Origin of the sequence: Vibrio sp. T11.5 (assembly GCF_027587155.1) — a bacterium.
Classification (GTDB): domain Bacteria; phylum Pseudomonadota; class Gammaproteobacteria; order Enterobacterales; family Vibrionaceae; genus Vibrio; species Vibrio neptunius.
Window position 1 is genome coordinate 110,690 of record NZ_JAPPTP010000002.1, and the last position, 12,358, is coordinate 123,047.

Annotated in this window: 10 protein-coding genes; 1 reads left to right on the forward strand and 9 read right to left on the reverse strand. The window is 43.4% G+C overall.

Annotated elements, in window-relative coordinates; translation table 11 throughout:
• Nucleotides 1–3: 3 nt before the first annotated feature.
• The 5 genes from parE to nudF form a co-directional block, all read right to left on the reverse strand.
• Nucleotides 4–1,884 (reverse strand): DNA topoisomerase IV subunit B, encoded by a 1,881-nt coding sequence (parE, locus tag OH455_RS03755; RefSeq protein WP_269980391.1) that lies wholly within the window; start codon nt 1,882–1,884, stop codon nt 4–6.
• A gap of 214 nt (nt 1,885–2,098) precedes the next feature.
• Nucleotides 2,099–2,680 carry an esterase YqiA gene (gene yqiA, locus OH455_RS03760; RefSeq protein ID WP_269980392.1) on the reverse strand — a complete coding sequence of 194 codons (582 nt, stop codon included), beginning with the start codon at nt 2,678–2,680 and terminating at the stop codon, nt 2,099–2,101.
• 28 nt (nt 2,681–2,708) lie between these two features.
• Nucleotides 2,709–3,527 (reverse strand): 3',5'-cyclic-AMP phosphodiesterase, encoded by an 819-nt coding sequence (gene cpdA, locus OH455_RS03765; RefSeq protein WP_269980393.1) that lies wholly within the window; start codon nt 3,525–3,527, stop codon nt 2,709–2,711.
• Between the two features lie 9 nt (nt 3,528–3,536).
• Complete coding sequence (locus tag OH455_RS03770; RefSeq protein ID WP_045976187.1) at nt 3,537–3,977, reverse strand: DUF1249 family protein; 441 nt, start codon at nt 3,975–3,977, stop codon at nt 3,537–3,539.
• Complete coding sequence (nudF, locus tag OH455_RS03775; protein ID WP_269980394.1) at nt 3,959–4,594, reverse strand: ADP-ribose diphosphatase; 636 nt, start codon at nt 4,592–4,594, stop codon at nt 3,959–3,961. Before nudF ends, OH455_RS03770 begins: the two co-directional genes overlap by 19 nt.
• 233 nt (nt 4,595–4,827) lie before the next feature.
• Between nudF and tolC the strand changes: the two genes are divergently transcribed.
• The gene (tolC, locus tag OH455_RS03780; protein WP_269980395.1) at nt 4,828–6,153 is read left to right on the forward strand and encodes an outer membrane channel protein TolC; all 1,326 of its coding nucleotides are present in this window, start codon (nt 4,828–4,830) and stop codon (nt 6,151–6,153) included.
• Between the two features lie 57 nt (nt 6,154–6,210).
• On the opposite strand, the gene OH455_RS03785 is transcribed toward tolC, so the two are convergent.
• The 4 genes from OH455_RS03785 to OH455_RS03800 all read right to left on the reverse strand — a co-directional run bounded on the left by OH455_RS03785 (nt 6,211) and on the right by OH455_RS03800 (nt 11,842).
• Nucleotides 6,211–6,657, reverse strand: coding sequence for a hypothetical protein (locus OH455_RS03785; protein ID WP_269980396.1), 447 nt, complete (start codon nt 6,655–6,657; stop codon nt 6,211–6,213).
• Nucleotides 6,658–6,662: 5 nt separating this feature from the next.
• On the reverse strand, nt 6,663–9,002 hold the full coding sequence (gene arcB / locus OH455_RS03790) for an aerobic respiration two-component sensor histidine kinase ArcB (protein WP_269980397.1): 2,340 nt from the start codon (nt 9,000–9,002) through the stop codon (nt 6,663–6,665).
• Nucleotides 9,003–9,083: 81 nt separating this feature from the next.
• Nucleotides 9,084–10,832: a diguanylate cyclase domain-containing protein gene (locus OH455_RS03795; RefSeq protein ID WP_269980398.1), complete on the reverse strand. Its 1,749-nt coding sequence runs from the start codon at nt 10,830–10,832 to the stop codon at nt 9,084–9,086.
• 50 nt (nt 10,833–10,882) lie between these two features.
• Entirely contained in the window at nt 10,883–11,842 is a 960-nt protein-coding gene (locus OH455_RS03800; RefSeq protein ID WP_269980399.1) for a TIGR01212 family radical SAM protein, read from the reverse strand.
• Between the last annotated feature and the right edge of the window lie 516 nt (nt 11,843–12,358).

The following is a 12,358-nucleotide window of genomic DNA, read 5'->3' on the forward strand; positions in this document are numbered from 1 at the left end:
CTGTTAAACCTCTGCCATGTCGCCGTTGTTTTGTAACCAAGAGCGACGATCATCAGCACGCTTCTTACCAAGCAGCATATCCATCATTTCCATAGTGGCTTGGTTGTCATCAATGGTTAGCTGAACTAAGCGACGAGTATTTGGATCCATCGTCGTTTCACGAAGTTGCAGTGGGTTCATCTCACCCAAACCTTTGAATCGCTGTACGTTGATTTTTGCTTTCTTCTTCGACAAGCGCTCTAGAATGCCCTCTTTCTCATCGTCATCAAGGGCATAGAAAACTTCCTTACCACAGTCGATACGATAAAGAGGAGGCATGGCGACATAGATATGACCCGCTTCAACCAGAGAGCGGAAGTGACGCGTAAATAGCGCACAAAGTAGCGTTGCGATATGCAGACCATCCGAGTCCGCATCGGCAAGGATACAGATCTTACCGTAGCGAAGACCTTCAAGATTCTCGCTATCTGGATCAATACCTAGTGCCACTGAGATATCATGGACTTCTTGAGAAGCAAGTACCTGATCAGGAGAGACTTCCCACGTATTAAGAATTTTACCGCGTAGTGGCATTACCGCTTGGAACTCACGGTCACGAGCTTGCTTAGCTGAACCACCTGCCGAGTCACCCTCGACGAAGAAGATTTCAGTGCGGTTTAAATCTTGAACCGAACAGTCCGTCAGCTTGCCTGGTAGAGCTGGGCCTGAAGCCACTTTTTTACGCACTACCTTCTTACTTGCACGCATACGACGGTGAGCGTTAGCAATACAGACTTCAGCAAGCTGTTCAGCAAGTTGTGGTTTTTCATTTAGCCATAAGCTGAATGAATCCTTCACGACTCCAGAAACAAATGCAGCGGTTTGACGTGAAGAGAGACGCTCTTTAGTCTGACCAGCAAATTGGGGATCCTGCATCTTAACCGACAACACGTACGAACAGCGATCAAATACATCATCCCCCGTAAGCTTAACGCCACGTGGCAACAAGTTGCGGAATTCACAGAATTCACGCATTGCATCAAGTAACCCCTGTCGTAGACCGTTAACATGAGTACCACCTTGTGCGGTAGGAATGAGGTTAACGTAGCTTTCGGTGATCATCTCACCACCTTCTGGCTGCCAAATGACAGCCCAGTTTGCGGCTTCTGTTTCAGCAGAAAATTCGCCAGTAAATGGCTCTTCGGGCAAAACTGTATAGCCTTTCACGCCTTCCGCAAGATAATCTTTGAGACCATCTTCATACAACCATTTATGCTCGTTACCATTAACCTTATCAGAGAACGTGATTTCCAGTCCTGGACAAAGCACAGCTTTGGCTCGAAGGTTGTTAATCAGTCGGGTGACTGAGAAGTTTGCCGAGTCAAAGTACTTAGCGTCCGGCCAGAAGTGGACGCTAGTACCTTTGTTACGACGTCCACAAGTCCCTGTCACGGTTAAATCAGAAACCTTATCACCATGTTCAAATGCAATGTCATACACCTGACCATCACGGCGCACTGTCACTTCCACACGCTTAGACAAGGCGTTCACCACGGAGATACCTACCCCGTGTAGACCACCAGAGAATTGATAGTTTTTATTCGAGAACTTACCACCTGCGTGAAGCTTACATAAAATAAGCTCCACACCAGAGACTTTCTCTTCTGGGTGGATATCAACGGGCATGCCTCGACCATCATCGATCACTTCAAGCGACTGGTCAGCATGGAGAATTACTTGAACTTTTGAAGCGTGTCCGGCGAGCGCTTCATCGACACTGTTATCGATGACTTCTTGTCCCAAATGGTTAGGACGCGCGGTATCCGTATACATCCCTGGTCGGCGACGTACTGGCTCCAAACCATTAAGAACCTCAATGGCTCCTGCATTATATTGTTCAGTCATAATACGGAATTTCGTTATATAAAATAAATGGGTTACTGAGCCAGCAATTTTTTGTTCTTTTTATCAATGAGCCTAAAAAGTAGCAAAAACGGCCAAACTCTCGTCGTTCTGAATCCAGCTCAATACAGGTGAAACATAGTCTGGAAGAGAGGCAATGATGTCAAGCGGGATAACGAAGTAACCACTAAAATTATGACTCTTCCCTCAAGGAGTGCTAGAGCTGAAGAAATTCGATAATTTGTTGGGGGTAGCGTTCGAAGTTAATAAAACTATGATCCCCCCCTTCTTCAACAGTTTGCTTAGCTCCTAAAAATTTATCGACTGCCTGATGATAATCCAGCACTTCATCCTTAGTTTGCTGCAAAAGCCAGAAATCCTGAGGTCGCTTGATTGAAGGTGTATCCAATACTTTAAGCTCATCAATGTGTCTATCTTCTAAAACATAACGTTGATGTGTATAGGGGTTTTCTTGTTCACCTAAGTAATCAGCGAGCAATTCATAAGGTTTTACTGCTGGGTTAACAACCACAGCTCTGAAGCCAAATTGAGCATTCAGCCACATAGACATGTATCCCCCAAGAGAGCTGCCAATCAAACCAATACGATATTCATTGATATGTTGTTCAATAATGTCCAATAAACACTCAGCGGCTTGTTTCGGGAAGCATGGTAGCTGAGGCACAACCACCTTAATATCAGGATAATATTGCTTACAATACTCCTTCATAACATTAGCTTTATGAGACAAAGGAGAACTGTTAAAGCCATGAATATAAAGAAGTAATGAAGGTCGCATAGAGATCCTTAGTAAGAAGAATTCAAGTTTAATAGCCCGTTGAATGAAAATCAGGTTGGAAGCTACCCACAGGTAGCCGTTTCACTTCAGTCTCGACAGTACCGTCGTCGTGTAACAGAAGTTCACGCCAACCTGGAGCCTGATTATCTAAAGCAAAATCATCGCAGTGTGGTTTGAACTGAACGCAGGTGGATGGCGTTGCCATAACACGAACGCCTTTACGAACGACATTCATATCTTGATGCACATGACCACATAAGACAGCTTTAACATTATTATGTTTATCAAGAATTTGCCATAAATCTTCTGAATCTTTCAAGGTGTGCTGATCTAGCCAAGCACTACCAACCAGTATAGGATGATGATGAAGTAAAATCAGGGTGTAGCGTTGAGGGTACTGAGCGAGTTTTTCCTCAAGAAGCATAAGCTGCTTGTCGCTCAAACGACCATGCGGTACACCTGCAACCTGAGAGTCAAGCACAATCATCTGCCATTGTTCACCCAACAGTGCATGTTCAATCTGCTGAATTTGCTGAGAAGGTATCACTGATGTCATGCTCGGTTTGAAATCATGATTACCCGGCAGCCAGAAACATTTTTTCTTGAGTGGGATAATACCTTTCTCAAACCGTTGGTAAGAAGCTTCGCTATGATCTTGTGAAATATCCCCTGTCGCCAAAATGGCATCATAGGCAGGATTTTCTTCGACAATAGCGTCAATGACAGCTTTGAAACTGTCGCCTGTATTCACACTCAAAAGGCTTCCATCTGCTGCTTCAAATAGATGAGTATCTGTAATCTGGAGCAGTCTAATGCTGCTATCTGATGAGCTTGACGTTACTTTCAAAACTAAAACCTAAATATTGATCGGCGTCCGGCTGATACCATGCCTTAAGCAAAAAGATAACCAATCACCCAAGAAACGATTCAATTGTACTTTCTCATCTTGTTGAACCATTTTGTCATTGGGATATTCGTATCGAGCATTCACTCGTTTTAAATGTTCGCACTCGCATACCTCGGCTACACGAGCATCGTGATAGAGCCTGACAGACATTTTTGGCAATGGAAACACCGGTATATCATCACTTTGACAAATATCGACCAAAGTTGTGTACTTTGTGACTTCGACCACTTGAATTTGATACGCCATGTCAGCAGCTTGATAGCAGCGTAAATCTCCGACCTTAGCTCCAAGTGGAAGTAAAGCGTTGAGCTTGGCGTAATTGGTTTCATAGGTACGCATCAAATCTGCTAAATCAACGTGATACGCCTTTTTTACTGCTGCTTGTGCCATTGTTCTCTTACTGCTTGGTAGTTGAGCTGTAACCACTGCAAAGCAATGATCGAAGCACCATTTTCAAATTTCCCGTCCGTGACCCATTGATAGGCGACCTCGCGATCAACCACATGAACTCGGATATCCTCACCTTCATAGTCTAAACCATGAACGCCATGTGCGGAGGAAGCTTGGGCTTTCCCAACGTACACATCCAGTTTCTCTGAGCAGCCTCCAGAAGAAGGATAATAGGACACCACTTTGATTAACCCATCAACTGAAATGCCGGCTTCTTCTGCCGCTTCGCGACGAACTACCTCTTCTGGTGACTCTTGTGTATCAATAATCCCGGCGACAATTTCTAGTTGCCATGGATGAGCATGCTCCAAAGCCCCCACTCGAATTTGTTCAATCAAAACAACCTGATCCGTCACTGGGTCATATGGCAGTAGAGCCGCAGCGTGTCCTCGCTCGAACATTTCACGTTCAATAACTTCACTCCAACCTCCTTCAAACAATTTATGTCGAAAGCGATACTTAACCATCTTAAAAAAGCCCTTAAATAGAGTTTCTTTTGAGATAATTTCGACATCTTGTGGAGTAAATTCACTTTGTTGACTGTCAGATAGTTGCATTCGGTACCTCAGTGAGTGAATCTTATAGTTTACTCAGACAAAAGCTTAACTTCCAAGGATATGGCTCAACTTTTTATACAATTTTTGTATTCTGAGTTAAATTGATGAATTAAATATATTGCACAAGTGGATAGTTAAGTGTAAAAATTTGCAAAGTTTTGCGTGAATTAGCATCAGTATGAGTTAAACTCTCGATGAGTCACCTTTTTCATATTTTGGCAGGAATAGGACCTATGAAAAAACTGCTTCCACTATTTATCAGTGCAGCACTAGGAAGCCTGAGCACAAATGCTTTCGCTGACACACTGACGGAAATTTATAACCAAGCAAAAGATAACGACCCAACATTACTTAGCGCAGCAGCTTCTCGCGATTCTGCATTTGAAGCGGTGACTTCTAGCCGTGCAACCTTACTACCTCAAATTAGCTTAACAGCAGCTTATGACGTAAACCGTGGTGAACGTAACAGTGCCACAAACGATTCTGAGGCTTGGAATGCCGCAGTAGGCTTTACCCAAGAGTTATACAAGCGCTCAAGCTGGATAACTCTAGATACAGCGGAAAAAACGGCACGCCAAGCTGACGCGACTTATGCAGCAGCCCAGCAAGATCTCATTCTTAGGGTTGCCACTGCCTATTTTGAAGTGCTAAGAGCAAAAGACAATTTGGTTTTTGTTCAAGCCGAAAAAGCGGCAGTGGGTCGCCAATTAGAGCAAACTAAACAACGTTTTGAAGTAGGCCTTTCTGCCATTACTGACGTACATGACGCGCAGGCGCAGTACGACTCAGTGTTAGCTGATGAGGTATTAGCTGAAAATAGTTTGGTAAACAGCTACGAAGGTTTACGAGAGATCACCGGCCTAGAACACGCCAATCTAAATGTATTAGATATTACTCGTTTCTCTGCGACTAAAACTCAAACGCCAGTCGACGCTTTAGTTGAAGAAGCTCAGCAGAAAAACCTGAGCCTACTGTCTTCACGTATCGCACAAGATATCGCCAAGGATAATATTTCACTTCAAAGCTCAGGTCACCTACCTTCATTAACTTTGGATGGTAGCTACAGCCTTGCCGAACAAATGAATAGTACCCCAAGCTCTGGTGATTATGACTCGGATGGCTTTAACATCGGGCTAAATTTGTCGGTACCTCTATACACGGGTGGTTCAACTACCTCTCTCACCAAGCAAGCTGAATTTGATTACGTAGCAGCGAGCCAAGATTTAGAAGCAACTTACCGCGGCGTAGTAAAAAACGTACGTGCTTTTAACAATGACATCAGCGCTTCAATTGGAGCACTGCGTGCTTATGAACAAACCGTTGTATCGACTAAGTCTGCTTTAGAAGCCACTGAGGCAGGGTTCGATGTTGGTACTCGTACTATCGTTGATGTTCTCGATTCGACTCGCAACTTGTATGATGCGAACAAGAATTTATCTAACGCACGTTACGATTACATTTTGAGCGTATTAAAACTTCGCCAAGCCGTCGGAACTTTAAGCGAACAGGATGTTCTCGACATCAATGCTGGTTTAAAAGAGGTGCCAGCGAGTAGCTAAAAACGAAAAAGGTTGATGCCAAGGCATCAACCTTTTCGATCTCTGGGAGACCAGTGACTAATAGACTGTATCTATTGCTACTTCTTTTTCTACCAGCCACTCGACCTTATCACCGTTCTTAAGCATGACAGCCACATCCACTGGTTGATCTGCATTCACAGCAAACTGCCACACAAAAGCGACCTCCCAGTGACTTTGATTGTGCGTGCGTAATTCCAGTAATTCGCCATCAATAGTCCAGCTATCATCACCTTGCTTAATAGAAATACTGTCAACTTCCAGAGTTGCCGGTAATAGCTTGTCAGACTCTAGATTCAGCGAACCATGGAGCGTTTGATCTTGGACTTCACCTAAGGTCGGCATCTTATTCAACCAAAGGTTACTCTTCAAGCGTACCGTCGCTTCTTCAACTGTTGCTTGGTTTCTTTGTTCCCAACCGACTGGTGCGGTTGAACACCCTGCCAAAAGCACTGCGCCAAGAGCGACTAATGCGATTTTTTTCATTGTTATCACCTTTGAGCCAACCACTCTTTCAGAATCTGAATATCATTCTGATATTCATTCTTTATTTCTTCAACCCAGTCATCGATATTTTCCCACCATGCAGGCAAGTCAGGGGATTGTGCTTTCTGAGCAATTTTCTGAATATGTTTGAGGCCGATAGAGCCCGCTGCGCCTTTAATCTTATGGGCTTCAGAAACAATACCGTCTTGATGCTTCGCTGTCATATTCGAATTAAGCACTTCAATGTATTCTGGCATCATGTTCTCAAACATATCAATACTATCCAGCACTGGCTTAGCACCAACAATACCCACGTAAGAGTCCAGCATCTCTAGGTCCAGCACTCTGCTATATAATTCGTTAATTTCTGGAATATCGACCTCTTTATCAGGCTCTGGACGTTGGTATACTTCACCCGAAGTAAACTTAGCAATCACTTCCTGCACCGCGATCACCGATAGGGGTTTACTAATCGCATCGTCCATGCCTTTTTCAAGATACTCATTTTTATTCTTTAGTACATTAGCAGTAAGGGCGACCAAAGGAGGTAAATCTTTATAGGTTTTACGATAAAATTCTGCGACATCGAAACCTGTCATATCCGGAAGCTGTATATCGAGGAAGGCTAGATCATAGATCTCAGGGTCAAACATTTCGATTGCATCTTGCCCGGTCATGGCGACACTAACCTCATGCCCCATACTTTCAAGCAGCGAGCGCGCAACAGTGATGTTGAGTTCAATATCTTCAACCATAAAGATATTAAGTTCCTTACGCTCAGTATCAGGGACTCCAGACTCTTCAACGGCCTGAGATAGAGGGACATGAATAGTCACGGTAAAGGTACTACCAAAGCCTTCCTCGCTGCTTACCGTAATATCTCCATCCATCATCTTAATCAGTTGTTTAGAGACGGCAAGGCCAATCCCAGTGCCAACAGCATGCAGATTATCTTTGCCCGATTTAACTTGATAATACATGGCAAAAATCTTTTCCAATTCGGCTTCCGGTATCCCAATACCACTATCTTCAATTTCCATTGTAATGCGAGCAAACTCTTCATCGACTTCAGCTTCTACCGTCATTACAACACCGCCCTCTTTGGTGAACTTCATGGCGTTGCTAATCAAATTCCACAACACCTGCCTCAATCGGGTTGCATCTACATCAATCGCCGTTGGAAGTTCACTAAGACGCTCAAGGTCAAAGCGCAGACCTTTCTGAGACGCCATTAAGGCAGAAATGCTCTCTATTTCAGCAACAAACTCTTCAAAATTCAGTGACGACGGGAAAAGCTCAAGCTTACGGCGATCAAACTTATCCATATCAATAATATCGTTAAAAATATTACCAAGAGTAATCGCACTAACATTAATAGTTTGCATGTGGTTTCGCTGCTCATCTGTCAATGGCGTATCAAGCAGCATGCGGCTCAATCCAACAATACCATTAAGAGGTGTTCGCAGTTCATGGCTGATGGTTGAAATGAAAGTCGTTTTATCTCGACTCGCTTTCTTCAAAGATTCTTCGTGACGCTTACGCTCGGTAATGTCACGCCCAAAACCAACCAACCCAAGATGACGGCCATCCTTGCTATAAAACGGAACTTTACGCAATTCAAAATAGTTCTTGCGACCATCTGGGTATTCCAACCATTGCTCATAGGTCAACGCCTGATTGTCTGCAAACACCTTTTCATCTGTATCAACAATCTGCTGAGCAACTTCTCTGCTATAAACGTCCCATGGTGTTAAACCCACTAATTGATTTTCTTTTTTACCAGTCAACTCTTCCATGGCACGGTTACAGCCAGAGAAAACACCATCAGCATTGCGGTAATATATAAGATCAGGAGAAGCATCTATAAATGAACGAAGTAGCGCGGTTCTTTCAGCTAACTCAAGTTGAGTACGCTCACGCTGATAAACCTCATTTTCAAGATCTTTCATGGCTTCTTCGCGTGCTTCTTCAGCTTTAATACGCTCTTCAATTTCCTGATTGAGCTTGGCAATGTTTTGCTGCAGCTTATGATTTAAGTCCTGATCCCGAGAGCGCATATCTTTGAGTTTAGAAACGAGCTTGGACAAGCGTTGGCGTGACTCCTCAAGCTGATCGACTACCACTGAAAGGAAGTACACAGCCCAAGGTGTGATCAGCAGACCGAAAAATACAGAGCGAACGATATCAATGTCATCCACATGGCCACTCAAAACTAACGTAATGCCAACCTGAACGACAACAGCTAAAGCGACTAATGCCAATGCAAGTAAAATTGAGAAACGCAAAATGCCGAGCTTAACCAAAAGATCGACATAATACTGAGCGAGGTTTTTTATCGGTTTCATGGAGCGCTCCGTGCGACAAGGTTAGGTAAATACTACCTGTTTTCACTGAGCACGGCTAAGGGAACCTAGGTCCTGACGACGTTAATTGTCTGATGTGTGATGGACACAAGTTTGATTACGTCCATTTGCTTTCGCCTGATACAAAGCACTGTCAGCCAGAGCAATCAAGCTTTCGCTATTGTCCATAGGTTGAGGAGAAAGAGTCGCGATACCAATACTCACGGTCAAGATGGAGGAGGCTTCTGAAGCACAATGTTCTAAATGCAACAACTTCACTTCTTGGTGAATTTTTTCTGCAACCTGCAAGGCACCGTCAACCGTTGTATTGGGTAAAATAAATCCAAACTCCTCACCGCCATATCGAGCCACGCAATCACTGGTTCGAAATAACACTGACTTGAACACTCCTGCAACTTTAGCTAGGGCTTCATCACCTGTTTGATGTCCATAATAGTCGTTGAAGCCTTTGAAATAGTCGATATCACATAACATAACGCTTAGAGGCTGACGCTCACGTATATGCAATGGCCACAAGGTCGCTAACTGTTCATCGAATCGACGTCGATTCGGAATTTGCGTCAAACTATCAATAAAGCTGAGCCGCTCGAGTTCCTGATTCGCCTCTTCAAGTTTTTGCGCAGCAAGATAACGATCAGAGACATCCCTAGCCATGATCAAGACACCATTCGTACCTGAAGCAGGATCGCGAAAAGGCGATTTGACCACATCATACCAAGTGAACTCACCGTTACTATTGATTGCCTTATCAATATAACGTAATGATTTTCCTTCATACAGCACCTTTTGATCCGTTTCAGACAAACGGCTATATACATCATCAGGAATCACATCTTGCAACCGTTTACCGATTAGATCATCAACATCAGAAATACCAAGAGCGCGAACAAATGGCTTATTACATGCCTGATAGACCATATTCTCGTTAAATATACCTATAGAGTCAGGGCTGGACTCTAGAATATTTTGCAAAATGGTATCGCGCTGAGCCAAAGCCACTTCAGTATCACGACGCTTGTCCATCTCATTACGGAGGTTTTGTTGCATATTGTGCCAGTCCGTCACATCATGACTGATACCTATGCTTCCCATCGTTTCTCCTGAAGAAGAAATCAAAATATTCTGATAGGTTTCGAGTAGGCAACTGCGGCCATCGGCATTTGTGGTCCAGCGGCGTTTATTTGCCCGTCCTTTAACAACCCCTTTAATGTCCTCACTGCCTTCCTCAGCACGTACGCCCCAGAAACGTTCAAATGCACGATTCGTTGAAATTAATTCACCTTCGTTATTTTTTATAAAAACCAATTCAGAAAGGTTATCCAATGCACTTCTGACCACTGAAAGAGACTCAATTTCTCGCGCCATTTCATCCTCAGTTGCTTGGTAGGAAGACAGATATAGCAGCCAAGAAACACGTCTCCGGTAAATGGTTCTACGGCCACTCATCTCTACCTTAACACGGGTATTTTTCGACACCTGCCATTCTATAGGAAAGCGCTTAAACCCTTCGCCAGAGAACTGGTTGATTATCGATAGTAAGAATTGACATGGAACGGTGTCGGGCAAAAGATACGATTTACCTACCCGGCGAATTGCCAGCAATTGCATGGCACCCTTATTGGCAAGAAGTAACTTACCAGACTGAGCTTCAACTAATATCAAGGCTGTCGGTGTATCCTGAACCAACGCCTCAATATGTTTTTGTAAGCGAGAATAGAGCACAAAGGACATAATCACACAAAACAGAATGACAACAAGGCCAAAACCATGCCCATGGGAGGTATCCAATAACCAGTAAAACACCTGCTCCATTCTAATACTCTATGTCAATCTGCAACCTAATACTAAGGTTACAAAAGATATCAGCTTATTGCTGATTTTTCTGTATTTATTGAGGGTTTTGTATATAAAAAAGGTTGGTTAATTAAGGAACCTTGTGGCCCATCACGCTCAAGCGTACGTCCAATTTCTGTCATGGATAACCAACGATTCTCACACCATAAAGGGGCAAGCAGAGTTGGACGCCGGGCTGCCGATGAAACCCGATGAAACACAATATCGGGTGGTGTCATGCGGATCATGGCGCTAGCAGTATCCACATATTGCTGCAGAGAGGGAGCATTAAGCTTGCCTGCCTTCCAAGCTTTAGCCATGGTACTACCTTCTACAATGTGCAAGCTGTGAAGTTTGATCCCATCAGTTCCGACATCAATAACTTTACGCATCGTATCAATGTTATCTTGGTGGGTTTCTTTCGGTAGGCCAACTATTAAGTGGGTACAGACTTTAATACCTAAAGCTCTCGCTCGTTTAGCGATGCTAGCATAACAATTAAAATCATGGCCGCGATTTATACGCTTAAGGGTGTGATTGTTCGCAGTCTGAAGACCGAGCTCAAGCCAGACTTCATAACCTCGCCGCACATAACTCGCCAAAAGCTCTAACACTGCATCAGGAACACAGTCAGGTCTTGTTCCAACGCACAGTCCAACAATGTTTGCCGCTTTTAATGCCTGTTCATACATACGTTTCAACACTTCGACTTCTGCATAGGTGCTGGTGTAGGCCTGAAAATAAGCAAGATATTTTTCCGCTCTGCTGATTTCACCAGCGCGATCTTTGAGCTGTTCACATATGCTCTTGATCTGATTTTTTTCGTCTGAAAAAGAAGCAACATTACAGAAAGTACACCCTCCTCGGCCTATTGTTCCATCTCTATTTGGACAGCTAAAGCCAGCATGTAACGTCAACTTATGTACTTTCTCCCCGTAGCGGCGCTGAAGATCTTGCCCAATCGTATTGACTAGTTCGTGAAGTTGCAATTCCCACCCCAAACAATAATAAATATCATTCCCATTAATGTAATTAAATTACACAAATGAAAAAAACAAAGGTTGAAAGTTATCGATTTAAAACGGATAGGGAGTTATCCAAAATCAATAAACATGCATAAAATGAAGCAATAAATACCAATGTTAAGCAAAAGTTAAACATAAAGATCAAAATCAGACATAAAAAAGAACGCCATCACCTCGAATTTCGATTGCATTTACGCCTAACAAAATTGTAGGATAATTTCAGATTTTAGTTTTATTTGTGCATTAAATTACACATTTAGTTACTAAAACATCGGTGTTTTCCAGCTCTCACCTATACAAATCACTAGATTGTGATACAAAAAACATGGATTTCACCAAGGATTGTTTTTCTCGCAATATTTTTCCTGCGAGGTACGGAATGGAGTCAAAGTCGCCAACCTAGGCAGGCTGCGAATCATAAAAATAAAGGACTGGACGCAGAACTAGTATCAGCTAGTACATTTGCGTCTACTGAACTGG